At 68.7% G+C, this 17,394-nt stretch carries 18 protein-coding genes and 4 pseudogenes; 11 read left to right on the forward strand and 11 right to left on the reverse strand.

Translation table 11 applies throughout. The features are described 5' to 3' along the window. Positions 1–270 (reverse strand): annotated as a pseudogene (locus ACFY2Z_RS37540) (hypothetical protein); the annotation flags it as partial. 34 nt (positions 271–304) lie between these two features. After that, positions 305–1,051: an MBL fold metallo-hydrolase gene (locus ACFY2Z_RS37545; RefSeq protein ID WP_390748482.1), complete on the reverse strand. Its 747-nt coding sequence runs from the start codon at positions 1,049–1,051 to the stop codon at positions 305–307. A gap of 86 nt (positions 1,052–1,137) precedes the next feature. On the opposite strand from ACFY2Z_RS37545, the gene ACFY2Z_RS37550 reads away from it, so the two are divergent. Continuing rightward, positions 1,138–1,791, forward strand: a complete 654-nt coding sequence (locus ACFY2Z_RS37550; protein ID WP_390748483.1) for a TetR/AcrR family transcriptional regulator — start codon at positions 1,138–1,140, stop codon at positions 1,789–1,791. A gap of 305 nt (positions 1,792–2,096) precedes the next feature. Here ACFY2Z_RS37550 and ACFY2Z_RS37555 read toward each other — a convergent pair whose 3' ends face one another. After that, a complete protein-coding gene (locus ACFY2Z_RS37555) occupies positions 2,097–2,765 on the reverse strand; it encodes a polymorphic toxin-type HINT domain-containing protein (protein ID WP_390748484.1) in 669 nt (222 codons plus the stop codon). Between ACFY2Z_RS37555 and ACFY2Z_RS37560 the strand changes: the two genes are divergently transcribed. Next, a complete protein-coding gene (locus ACFY2Z_RS37560; RefSeq protein ID WP_390748485.1) occupies positions 2,737–3,024 on the forward strand; it encodes a hypothetical protein in 288 nt (95 codons plus the stop codon). The genes ACFY2Z_RS37555 and ACFY2Z_RS37560 overlap by 29 nt on opposite strands. 689 nt (positions 3,025–3,713) lie before the next feature. On the opposite strand, the gene ACFY2Z_RS37565 is transcribed toward ACFY2Z_RS37560, so the two are convergent. Next, positions 3,714–4,028, reverse strand: coding sequence for a sigma-70 family RNA polymerase sigma factor (locus ACFY2Z_RS37565; RefSeq protein WP_390748486.1), 315 nt, complete (start codon positions 4,026–4,028; stop codon positions 3,714–3,716). A gap of 64 nt (positions 4,029–4,092) precedes the next feature. Beyond that, a pseudogene (locus ACFY2Z_RS37570) lies at positions 4,093–4,668 on the reverse strand (hypothetical protein); the annotation flags it as partial. On the opposite strand from ACFY2Z_RS37570, the gene ACFY2Z_RS37575 reads away from it, so the two are divergent. From ACFY2Z_RS37575 to ACFY2Z_RS37600, 6 genes and pseudogenes are all read left to right on the forward strand, one after another. Then, positions 4,633–4,944: an ATP-binding protein gene (locus tag ACFY2Z_RS37575; protein WP_390748487.1), complete on the forward strand. Its 312-nt coding sequence runs from the start codon at positions 4,633–4,635 to the stop codon at positions 4,942–4,944. The pseudogene ACFY2Z_RS37570 and the gene ACFY2Z_RS37575 sit on opposite strands and share 36 nt — an antisense overlap. A 59-nt stretch (positions 4,945–5,003) precedes the next feature. Next, positions 5,004–7,409, forward strand: coding sequence for a LuxR C-terminal-related transcriptional regulator (locus tag ACFY2Z_RS37580; protein ID WP_390748488.1), 2,406 nt, complete (start codon positions 5,004–5,006; stop codon positions 7,407–7,409). A gap of 439 nt (positions 7,410–7,848) precedes the next feature. After that, positions 7,849–8,808 carry a helix-turn-helix domain-containing protein gene (locus tag ACFY2Z_RS37585; protein ID WP_390748489.1) on the forward strand — a complete coding sequence of 320 codons (960 nt, stop codon included), beginning with the start codon at positions 7,849–7,851 and terminating at the stop codon, positions 8,806–8,808. A gap of 176 nt (positions 8,809–8,984) precedes the next feature. Continuing rightward, positions 8,985–9,113, forward strand: a pseudogene (locus ACFY2Z_RS37590) (tetratricopeptide repeat protein); the annotation flags it as partial. 18 nt (positions 9,114–9,131) lie between these two features. Next, complete coding sequence (locus tag ACFY2Z_RS37595; RefSeq protein ID WP_390748490.1) at positions 9,132–9,425, forward strand: tetratricopeptide repeat protein; 294 nt, start codon at positions 9,132–9,134, stop codon at positions 9,423–9,425. After that, the gene (locus ACFY2Z_RS37600; protein WP_390748491.1) at positions 9,412–10,146 is read left to right on the forward strand and encodes a type 1 glutamine amidotransferase domain-containing protein; all 735 of its coding nucleotides are present in this window, start codon (positions 9,412–9,414) and stop codon (positions 10,144–10,146) included. The genes ACFY2Z_RS37595 and ACFY2Z_RS37600 overlap by 14 nt, the downstream gene beginning before the upstream one ends. Positions 10,147–10,271: 125 nt before the next feature. On the opposite strand, the gene ACFY2Z_RS37605 is transcribed toward ACFY2Z_RS37600, so the two are convergent. From ACFY2Z_RS37605 to ACFY2Z_RS37620, 4 genes are all read right to left on the reverse strand, one after another. Beyond that, entirely contained in the window at positions 10,272–10,967 is a 696-nt protein-coding gene (locus ACFY2Z_RS37605) for a type 1 glutamine amidotransferase domain-containing protein (RefSeq protein WP_390748492.1), read from the reverse strand. 39 nt (positions 10,968–11,006) lie between these two features. After that, entirely contained in the window at positions 11,007–11,804 is a 798-nt protein-coding gene (locus tag ACFY2Z_RS37610) for a maleylpyruvate isomerase family mycothiol-dependent enzyme (RefSeq protein WP_390748493.1), read from the reverse strand. A 36-nt stretch (positions 11,805–11,840) separates the two neighbouring features. Continuing rightward, positions 11,841–12,749, reverse strand: a complete 909-nt coding sequence (locus ACFY2Z_RS37615) for an NAD(P)-dependent oxidoreductase (RefSeq protein WP_390748494.1) — start codon at positions 12,747–12,749, stop codon at positions 11,841–11,843. A gap of 90 nt (positions 12,750–12,839) precedes the next feature. Next, positions 12,840–14,222 (reverse strand): NADP-dependent succinic semialdehyde dehydrogenase, encoded by a 1,383-nt coding sequence (locus ACFY2Z_RS37620; RefSeq protein ID WP_390748495.1) that lies wholly within the window; start codon positions 14,220–14,222, stop codon positions 12,840–12,842. Between the two features lie 247 nt (positions 14,223–14,469). Between ACFY2Z_RS37620 and ACFY2Z_RS37625 the strand changes: the two genes are divergently transcribed. Beyond that, positions 14,470–15,537, forward strand: a complete 1,068-nt coding sequence (locus ACFY2Z_RS37625; RefSeq protein ID WP_390748527.1) for an NAD(P)-dependent alcohol dehydrogenase — start codon at positions 14,470–14,472, stop codon at positions 15,535–15,537. A gap of 147 nt (positions 15,538–15,684) precedes the next feature. Here ACFY2Z_RS37625 and ACFY2Z_RS37630 read toward each other — a convergent pair whose 3' ends face one another. After that, positions 15,685–15,897, reverse strand: coding sequence for a hypothetical protein (locus tag ACFY2Z_RS37630; protein ID WP_390748496.1), 213 nt, complete (start codon positions 15,895–15,897; stop codon positions 15,685–15,687). Continuing rightward, on the reverse strand, positions 15,876–16,379 hold the full coding sequence (locus ACFY2Z_RS37635) for a hypothetical protein (protein WP_390748528.1): 504 nt from the start codon (positions 16,377–16,379) through the stop codon (positions 15,876–15,878). The genes ACFY2Z_RS37630 and ACFY2Z_RS37635 overlap by 22 nt, the downstream gene beginning before the upstream one ends. Before the next feature lie 192 nt (positions 16,380–16,571). Here ACFY2Z_RS37635 and ACFY2Z_RS37640 point away from each other — a divergent pair. Both ACFY2Z_RS37640 and ACFY2Z_RS37645 read left to right on the forward strand, forming a co-directional pair. After that, positions 16,572–16,780: pseudogene (locus tag ACFY2Z_RS37640) on the forward strand (site-specific integrase); the annotation flags it as partial. A gap of 269 nt (positions 16,781–17,049) precedes the next feature. After that, complete coding sequence (locus tag ACFY2Z_RS37645) at positions 17,050–17,310, forward strand: Lrp/AsnC ligand binding domain-containing protein (RefSeq protein ID WP_390748497.1); 261 nt, start codon at positions 17,050–17,052, stop codon at positions 17,308–17,310. Positions 17,311–17,394 lie beyond the last annotated feature (84 nt).

Here is a 17,394-nt window from a genome sequence, read left to right on the forward strand (position 1 = left end):
GAATTCCACCGTGCCTGAGATGACGTAGAAGGATTCATCGGCACTCTTGTGCACGTGCGCGATCGGCCCGCCGCCCGGAGGCAACCAGCAATCGGTGAAGCCCAGGATGCCGCCGGTGGACTCGGCCGGTGCCAGGGTCGAGTAGACGTCGCCGGACATCCACTTGACCACGCCCTTCTCGGCGGGGACATGTACGACGCGCGGACGGAAGTAGTCCGCCATCTCGGTGTCGTTCGTCTCGGTGTTGTTGTCCGACGGTGCGGAACTCATGTCTTCTCCTTGGGGGTTCGGAGCGTTCGGGGAGTCAGCGGACGCCGTACTCGCGTGCCAACTGGGCGGCGGCTGCGATGCCGCCGGTGAAGGGCTCGCCGTGGCCGGGTAGCAGCACGCCCGCCGCCGGCAGTTCGTCGAGCCGGTCGAGAGCAGCGAGCGCGGCGCGGCTGTCGTGGGTGAAGCAGCGGCATACCAGCGTGGGCCCGCTGTGGCCGGAGAACGCGTCGGCGGTGACCAGGGCGTCACCGGTGAAGAGCAGCCCGTGGTCGGCGAAGAGGTACGCGGTGCTGCCGGGCGTGTGTCCGGCCATGACGACGGCCTGCGGGGCGCCCGGGAGGTCCTTCAGCACCCGGTCGGTGTCGAAGACCCGCGCCCCCTGCACGGCGGGGGCGGTGAAGGCTCCGGAGCGGGCCAGCTGGAGGGGGAGGGCGAGCGCGGAGGGCCGGCGCAGCAGGTAGGGGAGCATCGATCGCTCCGGCTTGGCATGGCGGTTCGCGCTCCGCGGGCCGTCGCACAGGATGCAGGCGTCCCGCTCGTGGATCCAGATGTCGGCGCCGTCCTTTTGGAGGGTGTGGGCCAGACCGGTGTGGTCGAGATGGCCGTGGGTCAGGAGCACGGCACGGATGTCGGCCAGAGGACGGCCGAGGTCGTCCAGCAGCGCGCCGAGCTGTTCCAGATGCGTGGGCAGCCCCGCGTCGACCAGGACGAGGCCGTCGGGGTCCTCGATCAGGTAGAAGTTGACGCCGTGATCACCGAGGCGATGGACGCCGGGTGCCACCTCGCAGGACGGGACATGAGAGCCTCCGGCTACGGAGCTGGATATATTCAATACAGCGGACTGTAACAGATTCAGAAGGTGTGTCGATGGCAGACGAGACGCCACGCCGGCCCTACAACTCCGAGCGTCGGCGCGAGGCCGCGCGCCGCAATCGTGCCGCGGTGCTGGAGGCCTGCCGCGAGCTGCTCTTCCGGGACGGCTTCCACGCCACGACCATCCGTGCGGTGGCCGAGCGGGCGGGTGTCTCGGCCGAGACGGTGTACAAGTCGTTCGGCGGCAAACCGGGCATGGTCAAGGCCCTGTGGGACATCACGCTGGCCGGCGACGACGCACCAGTGCCCATGGCGGACCGCCCCCAGACCCGCGAGATCCTGCGGACGGCGGACCCGGTCGCCAAGCTCCTGCTCTACGCCGCGTACGTGCGCGGCATCCATGAACGGGTGGCCGCGCTGTTCGCCCTGCTCACCGAGGCCGGGCCGGACGTCGGGGAAATCCTGGCGACCGCCGAGCGGGAGCGGCTGGCCGGCGTCACCGCGTTTGTCACGCACCTCGCCGAGGCCGGTGTGCTGCGTCCAGGGGTGGATCCGGCCCGCCTGGTGGATGCCGTCTGGGCGCTGGCCGGACCACAGCTGTTCACCCAGCTCACCGCGGGACGGGGCTGGTCGGCCGACGCCTACGAGGAATGGCTGGCCGACACGCTCACCGCCACGCTCCTGCCGCTGGCGTCCCGGGAGGAGTGAGCCGCGGGGCCGGTCGCGGCAGGACGGCGCCGAAAGGGCGAGAGCCGTCAGGCCACACAGTAGGTGCGCAGGCTGTCGACCGCGAGGTTGTACGCGGAGTGCAGCCGGTGGAGGGGTGGACTCGGACCAACAGTCGCTGATCTTCGCGGCTGACTGGCCACCGACCCGCCCACCATCAGCCCGAACAACCGAAACATCCCGCCAGAGAAACCGACGGACCGTCACGAAAAATCAGGCTGATCCCATCGGCGGCCTCATCCGATGGGATCAGCCTGCTAGTTGCTCACGGAAGCGACGGCAGAATCCTAGATCTCTTTGCCCTGGACGAACCTCGGGATGATTACGAGACTCCCGTCTTCCCGAACTGCCCACTTGATCGTCCCTGAGGTGATTGCCGCGTCAAAGGCCGCAGATCCGACGGCGGCAGGCTTCACGCCCAGATTCTCCGCGAGCGCCAGCTCCTGAGCGAGAGTCCCCGGCATGGTGTTGGGGAAAAGACAAACACCGCTGTTGTGCACCAACACAGCCGTGGTACCCGCCAGCACAGAGTACGTGTGGAGGCTGTCAACTGTGAGGTTATAGGCCGGGTGGAGCTGATGGTAACGGTGGACGCGGACCACCGTGACGGTCTCGCCGTTGCTGGTGCGCAGGGTATGGCCAGCCTTGAGGTCGCCCGCGTCGTTCCAGCGGTGGGCACTGGGTGACCAGAAGGGGTGGTGCTGTGTGGCGGTGATCCGTGCCTTGCCGACGTTGATGGTGATGTCGACGAAGTCGGTATCGTTTGGCGTGTAGATGGTACGAGTGACGGTGTGGCCTTCGGTACGACCCGTTTCGGGAGCGGTGGCGAGGACCACATCACCGATCCGGACGTCGTTGATCGTCTTGGTCGTGCCGTCAGCCGTCAGAACTCGCGTGGTACCGGGGAAGCTGTTGCGCTCGCACGCCTTGGCAATTGCCTCACAGCACGCGGCCAACGCGGCCGGCTACGTCGCCGACGCCCGCACCTACTCCGAGGACGCCCTCGGCTACGCCGCCGACGCCGCCAAGGCAGCTTCCGCCGCGGCCGCCTCACTGGCCCGCACCATCGACTACGACCAGCGTCTTTTCCTCGGCCTCGGCGGCGAGCCGCTGACCCGCCTGGCCGCAGGGGCTGTCGGCACCACGAGGCAGGTCCCGACGGCCGGCTCACTCCTGGACGGGCGGACATGTCCACCGGGCCCTTCGGAGAGGTGACGGCCGCGACCGCACGGCACCTCCATCACGCGTACGGGCGACGCACCGGCGGTGTGTCAACCGAGAAAGAACGAATCGTCAACACGACGTCGATGGGTCGTGGACGCTCCAACGGTTGGCTGGCCATGGCAACAGCACGGCCCATGGCTGCCCGCTTCGGCACCCGGGCATGCACGTTGTTGCCCACTCGGCCCGGCGCGTCCCGGCGCGCTGTGCGCAACGCCGGCTCGCATGGATACGACGGGAAGTCAAATGACGCGTTCCTACGCATCTCTCGGCCTGGCCGCAGCGGTGACTGGTGCCCTGTTGCTCACCGGATGCGGCAGCTCCGACAGCGGATCCGCGTCCACGGCCGCCAGTGTGCCTGCTTCGGCCCCCGCGGCGGCCGGATCCGCCGCTGCGAACGGGGGTGCCGGATCCAACGGTGCCGGGTCCACCGGCGCCGGGAGCGGAGCGCCGGCCGGTCAGCCGTCCCGGCTCACCCAGTACTGGACACGCACCCTTTTCGGCTCATCGGTCACATGATCTGCCGCTGCAGTGCAGTCATGGCTGTCGGGTCCACCACCGGCGGCAACCGACCACCCGCCCCGAACGGCGTGATCGCGGAGGTGGAAATGTTCGCGGTCCTGAAACACCACTGTGCCCTGCGCGAGACAGCAGCCGTCGTGCAGGGAACCGTCCGTCCTGAATCACCTGGGGATTTTGCGCAGGGTGTCGAGTGCGTAGTGCTGCCGGGACTTCACCGTGCCCTCCGGTATTCCCAGAACATACGCGGTCTCCTGAAGGGATCTGCCGCAGAGATATCGATGCACCAGCACCGCACGCTGCTCCTCGCAGGCTTTCCGCAACAACTGCACGACTTCCAGTCCGTCGAGCACGCTTCCGACGTGATCGTCCTGAACGGCTTCCGGACCGTCCGCGTCCGCGAACTCCCGCTGGGACGCGAACTTGCGGCTCTTGTCGATCAGCAGATTGGGCGCCACGGTGCGGAGCCAGCCCTGCACCGACCCGGTCGTGCAGGTGGTCGGCGTGCAGCCATGCCCGCAGGAATGTTTCTTGCACGATGTCCTCCGCCGCGTGACGGTCGTGCAGCAGACGTGTGACATAGGCGTGAAGCGGCTGCTTGTGGTTCGACACCAGTATTTCGAATGCCGATGACTGGGGCGCATTCATTGGGATTACGGGTTCTTGTCCATCGTCAAAGGTTGCTGCACCGCCGCAGCCTCGGTCCGAGATCCACGTGGTTACTACAGCTCTTGCGCAAGCATAATCCCTGACGTCGTCGAAAAGGCCCACCGGCCCGGTTCCGGCATTGCTGTTCTGTGCCGGTGGCGTTCGTATTCCATTTTTCCGGAGACGGAATCGCTGCGTCGGCGTCCGGTCCTTGACGGTGAAGGTCAGGCCGGGAAATATTGCGTACGCGTCGCGGGTTGAAAGCGGTGCCCAGCCCTCTCGTGATTGCCTGCGCCGAAGAATCGGGGCGGGCGCGTCATGCGTACGAGGCACTGGGCGGAGGACACCGTCCCGATGAGAACACCGCGCGTAAGCGGCCCGCCACAGCGTACGTTCACGTAAGCACCCATCTCGACGAAAAGTAGCATTCACAGCATGGTTGACTTTCCCCCTCGCATCGGACCTGCGCATGAGCTGCTGGGTCGAAAGCGGGAGATCACGGTGCTCAAGGAGTTCGTTGGCGCGGTGCGTCGCGGCCAGAGCCGGGCACTGATGCTGCGGGGTGAACCGGGTGTGGGCAAGACGGCCTTGCTGGAGCACCTGATGGAACAGGCCGAGGACTGCCGGGTGCTGCGAGCGGTGGGCGTCCAGTCGGAAATGGAGCTGACCTTCGCCGGTCTGCACCAGTTGCTCGGGCGCCGGCCGGAAGGACTCGACCGGCTGCCGGCACCGCAACACGAGGGCTGAGCGCGGCGTTCGGCATCACCGCAGGGCCGCCTCCGAATCGCTTCTTCATCGCTCTGGCGGTGCTGACCCTGCTGTCCGAGGCGGCGGAGGAGAAGCCGCTGATCTGCGTGGTGGACGACGAGCAGTGGCTCGACCGCGCCTCGGCGCAGGCACTGGCCTTCGTCGCGCGCCGGCTGGAGGTGGAGTCGGTCGGTCTGCTCTTCGCGGCACGCGAGGTCAGCGACGAACTGAGGGGGCTGCCCCAGCTCGTGGTCGAGGGACTGACCGAGGAGGACGCCGGTGGCGTGCTGGACTCGGTGTTCACCGGTGCGGTGGACTCCCGGGTGCGCGATCAGATCGTGAGCGAGACGCGGGGCAACCCCTTGGCCCTGCTGGAACTGTCGCGCCAGGTGACGCCGGCCGAACTGGCCGGCGGCTTCGCGCTGCCGGGCGTGCTTCCGCTCACGGGCCGGATCGAGGAGAGCTTCCGGCATCGCCTGGAGGCCCTGCCGATCCCGACCCGGCGGCTGCTCGTCCTCGCGGCGGCCGACCCCACGGGCGAGCCGTCACTGGTGTGGGAGGCGGCCGGGCGGCTCGGGATCGAAGCGGACGCGGCGACCCGCGCGGTGGAGGAACAGCTGGTCACGTTCGGGGTACGGGTCCAGTTCCGCCATCCCCTGGTGCGGTCGGCTGCCTATCGGTCCGCGTCGGTCCACGAAAGACAAGAGGCGCACCGGGCCCTGGCCGAGGCGACTGATCCGCGGACCGATCCGGACCGCCACGCCTGGCACCGCGCCCAGTCCACGTCCGGCCCGGACGAGGACGTCGCGGAGGAACTGGAGCGGTCGGCGGACCGGGCGCAGGCCCGAGGGGGGCTCGCCGCCGCGGCGGCCTTCCTCGAGCGTGCCGCCGTGCTGACGGCGGCGCCGGGTCCCCGCGCGCACCGTCTGCTCTGGGCCGCCCGGGTCAAGCGGGACGCGGGTGCTCTCGACGCCTCGCTCGGGTTGCTCAGCGCGGTGGAGGCCGCTCCCGACACCCGCATGGGCGCCGAGGTGGACCGTAACCGCGGCCAGATCGCCCTGGAGACGGGGCGTGGTACCGAGGCCGCGCGGCTGCTTCTCGGCGCGGCGCGGCGCCTGGAGGCGTTCGACGCCGCAGTGGCCCGGGAGACGTATCTCGACGCGCTCGTCGCCGCCATGTGGGCCGGCGTCCCCGAACGGGTGTCGGCTGCTGCGCACGCCGCGCGTTCGGCGGTCGACTCCGGGGACCCCGAGTGTGCGGTGGATGTCCTGCTGGATGCGCTCTCGACGCGCGTCACCGGGGGCTACGCCGCTGCTGCCCCCGCGTCGGCCCGAGCCATGGAACTGGTTCTGGCCGCGCACAAGCGCCCGGACGACACCGGTCCGTGGCTCCGGCTGAACCGGGCCCGGCCGAGCGTGACCCTGGCCATGGAACTGCGGGACGCCGATGCCTGGCTTCTGATCAGTGCCCGCCAGGTCGACTTCGCCCGGACGGCGGGCGCACTCGCGCAACTGCGCATCGCGCTCAACTACCACGCATGGACCTGCTTCGTGGCCGGTGACGGATCCACCGCGACCCTGCTGCTCCAGGAGGAGCGCTTGATCGCCGAGGCGATGAACGATGTCCCAGCGGTGCACACCAACATGCTGATCGCGGCCTGGCGGGGGGAGGTGGGCAGAGCCCGCGAAATGATCGACACGGAGAGGCGGCAGACGCACGCCCATGGCCTGGCCCGCTTCGCCACGCTGGCCGACTACGCCGGGGCCGTCATGGACAATGCGGCCGGCCGGCACGACGCCGCGTGCGCGGCCATGTGGCGCGCGTTCCAGCGCGAGGACCTGGCCTACGGACCACTGATCGTCCCTGAGCTGGCAGAGGCCGCGGCTCGCTCGGGTGACCTGGACCGGCTGAAGGCCGTGGGCGCGTGGCTCGGTGAGCGTACGCGCGTGGCACCGACTGCCTGGCTGCTGGGTATCGAGGCCCGGGTCAGTGCCCTGGCCGGGGAAGAGGACGCCGAGCGCCACTACCGCATGTCGGTGGAGCACCTCACCCGCACCGGACTGAGGACCGAGCTCGCCCGTACGCACCTGCTCTACGGCGAGTGGCTGCGCCGCAGGCACCGGCGGGGCGACGCACGTGTGCAGCTGCACCGTGCCCATGAGCTGTTCGCGGCCGTGGGGGCCGAAGTGTTCGCCACCCGTGCCCGCCGTGAACTGCTCGCCACCGGTGAGACGGCACGTCGGCGGCACGCCGCGACGCGTGGGGACCTCACGGAGCAGGGAACCCAGATCGCGGTGCTGGCCAGGGAGGGGTTGTCCAACCCCGAGATCGCTGCGAGGCTCTTTCTCAGTCCCCGCACGGTCCAGTACCACCTGCGCAAGGTGTTCGCCAAGCTGGGCATCAGCTCGCGAGCCCAGCTCGATCACGCGTTGTCCTCGAACGAGTCGGCCGAAGAGTCCTTGTGAGGCATGCCGGAGGCCGAGGACGTGCACGGTGCGTGCCATCGTCGGCCGGTGGCGTACTCCCGAGCCGGCCGAGTGAGGGGCAACCAGCCAGTCCGGCTGGCCACTGGCGGATGTGAACGGCGCCCGGTGCGGTAAGACTGCCCTCATTACCGTTGCCACCGGCCGTCAAGGGGGATCGGATGGCGGACCGGCCCGAGGAGCAAGAAGTGCGAATTCCCGTGACCCGACTCTGTCGGACCGCCTGTGCCTCCTTCTGTTCCGCGCACCCGACCGCAATCTGACGAACACCGGCTGGTACAAGGTTTTTTGCCCGGCGTCCACATCAGGAGCCAGGCGCAGGGCCGCACCGCTTATGTCTGATATATTCCTGGAAACGACCGGTCGCAGCGCCTCTCGCGAAGGCATCCGAAATGGTGGGTCCGGCACCGACCACTTGAGGATGCTCGCATCGCTGAGAATCGCTCCACAGGGGATGTCGAGTGCTCAGCAACTCCTCCGTGAATGGCGCCCGAGTCTGTTCGCCCACCTGACGGATCTGAAGCTGCCCTCCTATCGGGGAGAGCGGGGATTTCGCTTCGACACCTACGGGTATCGCGTGGGCGACGTCGTGTATGCGAATCAGTACTCGGATTCCATAAGCGGTGTCTCGGGCGGAGGGGGCGGGCCGGAGCCGACGGTTGCGCAGTTCGTCCTGTCCGGCTGGATCAGGTTCGAGAATCCCACTCGTTCTTTCACCGTCGGCCCCGGGCACATGTGCGTGAGGGACACCAGGGAGCCGTGGCGCTTCTGGTACGGGCCCGGGACGGTGCATCGATGGATCATGCTGCCGCGCCCTCTGATCATGAGCCACCTACGCACGCCGAGCCTGCTCGGGGCGGCAACCGTGGGCGCCAGTTCGTCCCCTGAGGCGAGAACCCTGATCTCCTATCTGGAAATGCTCAAGGCGCAGGATCAAAGGGCCCTGACCCCGGCCGGCCGGCGGGCGATCGAAGAATGCGCGGCGATCCTGCTGGCGGGAGTCGTATCCGGCACCACTGCGGCCGGCCGGCAGGAATCCGAGAACGCCACCTGCGAGGCGGCGCGGCTGGTGATCGACCGCAATCTGACGAAGGCTGACCTCTCTCCCGCCACCGTTGCACGCGACATGGGCATCTCGGTGAGGACTCTGCACCGCGCTTTCACCGCTGTCGACGACTCCGTCATGGGCTATGCGCGTCGCCGTCGCACGCAGGAGGCGCATGCCGAGCTGGTCAGGGCCGGCGGGGCGGCGAAGATCTCAGAGATCGCCGAGAAATGGAACTTCTCTGACTCGAGTCACTTCATCCGCCAGTTCAAGGAACTGTACGGCGAGACGCCCGCCGCCTATGCGAGGGGTGTACGGAGGGAATCGATGGAATAGACCCTTCCGTGCAATGGGTGAGCAGTACGGCGGGCCGATCCGCCGAGCTGGGGGCGGCTTGTCGGCGGGTGTAAAAGGAAGTCTGTTGAAAGAGACATTGCGGTTCGCCGTCCTCGGCCCGGTCAGGGCGTGGCGAGGAACGGACGAGATCGACCTCGGACCACGCGGAGACAGCCCTGGATCTCAGCCGCGCAAGCGGCGACGCCGCGACCACGGCACGTTCTCTCAACGCGGTCGGCTGGTACCACGCCCTGCTCGGACAGTACGAGCAGGCCCTGGTCCACTGCCGGGAGGCACTGCCCCTGCACCGGACGGCCTCCGACGTGTGCGGCTCGGCGGACACGCACGACAGCATCGGCTACGCACACCAGCAACTGGGGGAGTACGACCGGGCCGTCTCGGCCTACCGAGAAGCCCTTGCCCGCTGTCGCAGCAGCGACGTTCTGTACGGGAGCGCCGACACCCTCGGCCGGCTCGGCGACACCTACATGACCATGGGACGTCCGTGGGACGCGCGAGCCGCCTGGGGCGAGGCGTTGGACGTCTTCGACGCCCTGGGCCATGGCAGGGCCGACGAGATCCGGAACAAGATCAAGGAATCGCATGCGGACGGCTGACGGCACAGGACTCCTTCCCGCGCATCCCCCTCGCAAGATCCTGATGGCTCTGACCAGCCACACGCAGCTCGGCGACACCGGGCGCACCACGGGTTTCCATCTGCCGGAGGCCGCTCGTCCCTGGAAGATCTTCACCGATGCCGGCTATGTGATCGACCTCGTGTCCCCTCGGGGAGGCGGGCCCCCGATGCACGGGGCCGATGTCACCGACTCGGTCCAGATGGCCTTCCTCGACGACGCGTCCATCTCGGAGCAGCTGGCGAACACACGGCGCCCGGCCGAGGTCACGCCGAGCGACTACGAGGCGATCCTGTTCGTGGGCGGGCATGGTGCCATGTGGGATTTTCCCGGTGATGCGGCCCTGGCTCGCGTGACCAGGGATGTCTACGAGGGAGGCGGCGTCGTCGCTGCCGTGAGCCACGGTCTGGCGGCTCTGGTGGACGTCAGGCTCTCGGACGACTCCCATCTGATCGACGGCAAGCGGCTCACGGCCTTCACGAACGCGGAGGAGGAAGCCGTGGGACTGACCTCGGTGGTGCCCTTCCCGCTGCGGTCCAGGCTGGAGGAACGAGGCGGCAGGCACGCTGCTGTGTCGCACTTCGAAGCGAACGTCGTCGTCGACGGATCCCTGGTCACGGGGCAGAATCCGGCCTCCGCGGCCGGCGTCGGCAAAGCGACGGTCGCCGTGCTGTCGCAGCTGTCGGGTTGGGCAGCAGTGTGACGGTCGCTTCGGCTCCGGAGCGGGGCGTGCCCTCTCGGCACCTGGTCATCAAGCAGGAGATCGTCGTCGGCCACGGCAAGACCGTCCCCGCCGCCAAGGGCTGACCCGTCCTGGCCTCCCCCTGGTCAGGACAGAGCCTCGACGAGCTCTTTGGCGAGAGGACCCGAGGAAGCGGGGTTCTGCCCTGTGAAGAGGGTGCGGTCCACCACCGTGTACGGCTCCCAGGCGGGACCCCGCGAATACTGGGTGGGCAGCTTCTTCAACTCGTCCTCCAGCAGCCACTTGGCCTTGTCGGCGAAACCGACGCCGGCCTCCTCCTCGTTGCAGAACCCCGTCACACGGTAGTTCGCGAAGGGCGTGTCGCCGTTCGCGTCACGGGTCGCGAGGAGGGCGGCCGGGGCGTGGCAGACGATGCCGAGGGGGTTACCGGAGGCGAGTGCCTTGCGCAGCAGTGCTCCGGAGTCGGGGTCGACCGAGAGGTCTTCCATCGGCCCGTGGCCCCCGGGGTAGTAGACCGCGGCGTAGTCCTCGAGGCGCACTTCCTTGAGGGAGATGGGATGCCGCAGCTCGTCCGCCGACTCGATGACGGCCTCCTGCCGGAGGGCGTTCTCCTCGCCGCCAGCCATACGGGGCTCCAGGCTCATCGTGTCCACAACCGGGACGACACCCCGCGGAGTTGCCACGGTGACCTCGTGTCCGGCGTCGGTGAACACGGTGTACGGAGCCACGAACTCCTCGGCCCAGTACCCGGTGGGGTGTCGGTGCCCGTCCTTCAGGGTCCAGTAGCTCGCGCCGGTCAGGACGCAAAGGATCTTGGCCATGGGACGCTCCTTCCGGAAGACGTTGCGCTGGAATCCCTCCTAGATGATGTCGAGGCGGTCGAGGAACGATGTCGCGGCGGATGCGTCCCCCGTGATGCGGCAGTGGTCGCGCCAGGGCTTGCGGGTGGTGGCCCACGCGATGAAGTCGAGTGCCGTGCTGTGGACCTGGGTGGTGGCGTCCGCACCGGGTGCCACGGTCAGCTGCCCGTCCGGCCCGGTCGCGGGGAGGACGGTGACGGTGGTTGCGCCCGGCCCGGTCAGGTCGAGGACGAGGGGCCGGTCGACGGTGGCGGTGAGTTCGGGCCCCTGCATCTGAGGGAGGCCGGCGAGCATGAACTCGACGGCGGGGGCGACCTGGTCGTCGGTCGCGTCCGGCAGCGTGAACGGGAGGGGGCCGTCCGGGGCGAGCATGTCGTTGCGCAGGTGGCAGAAGACGTTGAACGCCATGGTGTTCGCCAGGAGGTGGCGCGGGTACGTCCCGAGCCCGGGCACGTCGACGGGCTCGTCGGCCCCGGGCGGTTCCTGGGCCGCCTCCAGGAGGTCCAGCTGCCGGGGGGTGCTGCGCCGCCACTCGTCGAGGACTTCGGCATGGCTCCGGCCACGGCGTTCGTCGACGCGCAGGTCGTGGTAGCGCTCGCGGTTCTTCGGCAGCGAGGGGTCGGGCGGCGGAGGGTCCACCGCCTCGGAGGCGAGGGCCGCGAGATGGGCCACCACGTCGATGACGCGCCAGCCGTCGCACGCCGACGGCAGCTCCCACTGCTCGTCACTCACCCGGGGGATGATCTCCGCCAGTTGCGCCGTGCTCGAACGCGCGGCGGCGAGGCCGGCACGGGTCATCGTTCCTCTCTCGCCTCCCTAGAAGGGACGGTCCGGTCAGGATGTGGCGTGGCGGGACACGCGGTAGGTCGCGGCGACGTCGGCGCGGCCGAGTCCGTCGTCGGCCGCGCGGTCGAGGCGTTCGCGTACGACTTCCGCGATGCCCAGGTGCAGGCCGGCGGCCCGGGCGGTGTCGGTGATCAGGCCGGCGTCCTTGTCCGCCGCTTCGAGGGGGAAGGAGGGGGTGTCGAGGTCGTCGTCGAGCATCTTCGGGCCCTTGTTCTGGACGTACGGGCTGTTGAGGCCGCTGCCGTCGATGACGTCGATGACCAGGTGAGGGTCCACCCCCAGGGTGTCGGCGAGGGTGAGGGACTCCGCGATGCCCTCGACGGTGGTCAGGACCCAGGCGTTGTAGGCGAGTTTGAGGCTGCTCGGTTGGCCGACCTCGTCGAGCCACACGGTGCGTGAGGCCACCGCGTCCAGGACCGGTCGTACCTTGTCCCGTGTCTCCTGCTGGGGGGAGGTGGCCAGGACGGTCAGGGTGCCGGCCACGGCCGGTTCCTTGGTGCCGAGAAGGGGGGCCTCGACGTACGGGACGTTCAGGCGGGTCGCCTGTTCCGCGAGCCGGCGACCCCCGTCCGGGGAGACCGTGCAGGTCTGCACCCACACCGGGTGGCCGCCCAGGCCGTCGCGCGCCTGGTCCATCACGTCGGCGACCACCTTCTCGTTCGCCAGCGCGGTCAGTACGACGTCGGCGCCCCGGCAGGCCTCGGCCGGTGTGTCGCACACCGTGGCGCCGACGTCGGCCAGCGGTTCGGCGCGGGCGCGGTTGCGGTTCCACGCCCGCAGCCCCAGTCCCGCCGCCGCGATGTTGCGTGCCATGGCCTCTCCCATGGTGCCCGTGCCGAGCACCGCGACCACGGGCCTCTGCTGTTCGGACGACGGCGTCCGGTTCGCTCTGCTCATCGTCGCGCCTCCATGCGCTCCGCGGGCGTGCGCGCCGCGACGTCCGGCGCGCATGACCGCGGTGTCGACTGCCGCAAGGTACCCGGGGGTTCAGGCGTCCTGGCCGACCCAGACGGTCTTGGCGTTCATGAACTCCCGCATGCCGAGGTCGGACAGCTCGCGTCCGTAGCCGCTGCGTTTGACGCCGCCGAAGGGGATCTCGGGGTAGCTGGTCGTGTTGCCGTTGATGAAGGCCATGCCCGACTGCACGTCGCGGACGAACAGTTCGCGTTCGTCCTGGTCCTCGCTCCACAGGTTGGACCCGAGGCCGTAGGGGTGGCCGTTGGCCTCCCGCAGGGCCTCCTCCAGGGAAGGGACCGTCCACACCTGCGCCACGGGGCCGAAGACCTCCTCGTGGTACATCTTCATCTCCGGCGTGATGCCGGTCAGCACGGTGGGCGGGTAGAACCAGCCGGGCCCGTCCGGGCGTTCGCCGCCGAGCAGCACCGTCGCGCCTTTGCTGACGGCGTCGTCGACGTAGGACTCCACGTCCCGCCGGCCGGACTCGGTGGCCAGCGGACCGACGTCGGTGCCCTCGTCCATCGGGTCGCCCATCACCAGCGAGTCCATCTTCGTCACGAACATCTCGATGAACGCGTCACCGATGTCCTGGTGCACGAAGAACCGCTTGCCGTTGATGCACGACTGCCCGTTGTTCAGGCACCGCGCCTTGACCGCGACATCGGTGGCCCGCTCCAGATTCGTGGAGGGCATGACGATGAACGGGTCCGAACCGCCCAGTTCGAGGACCACCTTCTTGACCTCGCTGCCGACGATGGTGGCCACCGACCGTCCCGCCGGTTCACTGCCGGTGAGCGTCGCGGCCGCCACCCGCGGGTCGCGCAGCACCTGCTCCACCCTTCCCGCGGAGATCAGCAGCGTCTGGAACACGTCGTCCGGGAAGCCCGCCTCACGGAAGAGTTCTTCCAGGTACAGGGCGCACTGCGGCACGTTCGAGGCGTGTTTGAGCAGCCCCACGTTCCCCGCCATCAGGGCGGGAGCGGCGAACCGCATGGCCTGCCACAACGGCAGGTTCCACGGCATCACCGCGAGCACCGGACCGATCGGCTGGTACGTCACGAAGGTCTGCTTCGCGCCCACGCGCCCGCTGTCACCGCTGAGGTCCCGCAGGAACGCGGGGCCCTCGGTGGCGTAGAAGCGCAGCCCGCGGACGCATTTGGCCACTTCCTCCTCCGCCGCACGGAAGGTCTTGCCCATCTCCGTGGTGATCATCCGGCTGACGCTCTCGATCTCCTTCTCCAGGCGCTCGGCCGCATGCTGCAGCCATCCCGCTCGTTCCTCGGGGCTCGTCAGCCGGTACGAGGCGGCCGCGGCCGCCGCCCGGGCGAGCTTGTCCTCCAGTTCCTCGGGACTCAGTTCGTCGAACCTCCTGAGGACCTCCCCTGTCACCGGACTCGTCGTTGCGATAGCCATGAATCCACCGTAGGACCACTTGACCAGACCGGCAATTCACCTGTTTGCCGCAATCTTGCCCGCCCCGCGCCCTCATTGCCGATCATCTGGCACGGACCGGAAATGCGTGGCAGGTGCAGCCACGCGACGATGGTGATATCCGCAGCGGCGGCCGCGGTGAGCGACGCCAGAACCCGTTTCCTGCGCAAGCCGCACGGCCCGGGCCGCTGTTCCGCTTGCCGGCGAGAGCGAGGCGCACGTGGTGCAGATGAGAGCAGCCCGGATGTACGGATACCGGGAACCCCTTCGCATCGAAGAGGTGCCCGTGCCCCGGCCCGGGCCGGACGAGATTCTCCTGAAGGTCGCCGCCACGGGAATGTGCCGAAGCGACTACCAACTCCTCGACGGCTATTTCAAGGGCCCGTTCCCCGTCGCGCTTCCCTACATCCCCGGGCATGAGGTCACGGGCCGAGTGGCCGGACTGGGCAGCGGCGTACCGAAGGAAGTGGGCTACTCGGAGGGCGACATGGTGGTCGTCAATCCCAGCTGGGGAGACGGCACGTGCCGGCAGTGTCGCGAAGGCAACGAGCAGTTGTGCAGCGGTAACGGCCGGTGGGTGGGCTTCGGCCCGCCCGGGGGCTTCGCCGAGTACATGGCCGTGGAGTACCGCCATGCGATCCCGGTCTCGGAGGACGCCGCGAAAGCGCCTGAGCTCCTGGCCCCCATGACCGACGCGGGCATGACCCCGTACCGAGGGATGAGAAAGCTCCGGGACGCAGGCAAGCTCGGCCCGGGACGCACCGTCGCCGTCACGGGCATCGGCGGGCTGGGCAGCTATGCGGTCCAGTACGCGAAACTGCTCGGGGGCGGCGCGACCGTGGTGGCACTCGCGCGCACGGACAGCAAACTGGACGTGGCGAAGGAGAACGGCGCGGACCACGCAATCAACGTCAGGGACAGGTCCGCCGACGCCATACAGGACGAACTGGAGCGGCTGACCGGCCGGAGAACGATCGACGCCATTCTGGACTGCGTCGGCAGCGAGGCGTCCGTGTCCATGGGGTTCGACCTGCTGGGCCCCGAAGGCGCGCTGGCGGCCGTAGGCCTCATGGGCCACCGCGTCGAGCACCGTCAGTTCCCCTTCGTCGGCATGGAACTGTCCTACCTGGGTTCCTTCTGGGGCAACCACATGGACCTCGTCGAGGTGCTCTCCCTCGCCGAAGCCGGCCTCGTCAGGCACAACGTCACCAAAGTGAGGCTCGAGGACATCAACGAGAACCTGGAGGCCCTGGGCCGCGGCGACGTCGTCGGACGCCAGGTCATCGTCTTCGAATGAAGCCCGCCGGGGGCGGCGTGGACGGTCTCCGGCGCGGGGGTGCGGCCTCTCCTCGTGGAGGACCAGCCGCACCCCCCTCGCACCGGGCGTCCGGCGGACCCGGGCGCCTTCTGTCTCACTTCACCGAGATCGTTTTACTGAGCAGCCTCATTGCGAGGCCCCGCGTGAGCGGATGTAGCGCCATCCGAAGTAGAGCACTCCCGACAGTCCTGCGACGGCACCGGCCCCGCACAGCGCTGTTGCCCACGCGGCCATGTCCTGTGTGATCCACAGCAGGCTCACCACGGCCAGTGCCACGGCGATCAGGAATCGCTCTCCATAGCCCGCGCCGCGGCCGGTCAGTCCCCGGTGGCCGTGCACTTGTAGGTCACGCCTTTCATTTTGATGTCCCGGTACCCGATCCGCAGGTTGACGGGCGCGACATCGCCGCCACCGCCACCGCCGCCGCTCTTTTTCTGGCAGTAATATCCGAGTGCCTCGAGCTTCTTGAGGTCGCTTTTCCTCTGGTACTCGTTGTACGCCTTGGTCATGGCGGCTTGCTTTTCCTGCGGCGTCACCTGCTTTGCCTTCGAGTACAGGTAGCACCCGATGCTGGCGCCGATTCCCACCCACGACGCGCCCTTGGCCAGCGCCTTGGTGAGGCCTGCGGCACCACTGCCGATTCCGATGACGGCGCAGATCTCGTCGGCCCCGGCGCGGAGTTGACCGTCCGTCGCCGTCTGTGCGACCGCCACGACTCTCTCGTTCCCCGTCGGAGCCGCGTATGCCGTGTTCGCGCCGATGCCGCATATCGTGCTGGTCGTGGCGCAGGCGATGACGGCGGAAATTCCCTTGCTTCGCATGTCCACGAAGTGGTTCCCCCAGTATTCAGAAATTGCTTGGTCAGAGCGAGAACGAGGCTACCAGTGGGGTCATGTGTAAGCAATGGTGAACTTTGCTTTGCCGGGTGGATTTCTTCGGGAAGCCGACTCTGTGGAATCGGATTAATCCCGCATAGTTGGTATGGCGCTTTTTGGGTGCTGATCGGGGTATTCCGAGGTGCGCGGAGCAAGGCCCGCCGCCGGGGCCAGGCACGCGAGGACTTCGTGCTGGAGACGGTGCACTGGGACGCTGGCACCGCCCGGCTGTTGCCCCGGCTGTTGAAGGGCCGCACACGCGGGCCGGTGTTCGTCACCCACCGCGCCGCCCGGGGTCGGGCAAGGTCGTCAGCCCGCGTGACGTGTGCCCGGACACCGGGCTGTCCGGCTGTCGCTGCGGATTCGGCAGTCATGCGTCCTTCAGTACCGCGTTCGGCAGGAATCCGGCATGACACCGCGAGATGCCAGGACCAGTGCGGGACGTGCCCGAGGTCGCGGCGAGGTGCCGCAAGGGCCGTGAGGCGGAGCACCGCGAGCGGTTCGCGGGGGCTCGCGGCCCGGCTGTCGGTGGCGAGCACCAGGGTGCCCGTGACCACTGCCTCACAAGCCCCACGCGGGACAACGCCGCCACCCGGTGTGAGGGGCGCTGTCCCGCGTGGGGCCGTGGATCACCGTCGCACCCGGGGGACTGGAGGAGACGGGCCGGCAGCTCAGCCGCCACCCGCAGGTCCGTTTCACCTCGGCCACGACGGGGCCGGCCAACCTCCTCGTGGCCGTCGCGGCGGCCGACCTCGACGCGCTCTACCACTTCCTGAACGACACCGTCGGGGCCCTCCCGCACGTCGCCACCCTCGAGGTCGCCCCCATCCTGACCGGGGTGAAAAGGACCGGCCTGGTCCGCCCGGGCAGCCTCTGAGCCGACCACATCCCGCCCACGACAACGCCCTCGCCGCCGTCTCCCCGTGCCCCGCCGCCTACACCGGCGCCAACTTGTCTGAAC

This window comes from Streptomyces sp. NPDC001222 (assembly GCF_042896945.1).
GTDB lineage: Bacteria > Actinomycetota > Actinomycetes > Streptomycetales > Streptomycetaceae > Streptomyces > Streptomyces gibsoniae.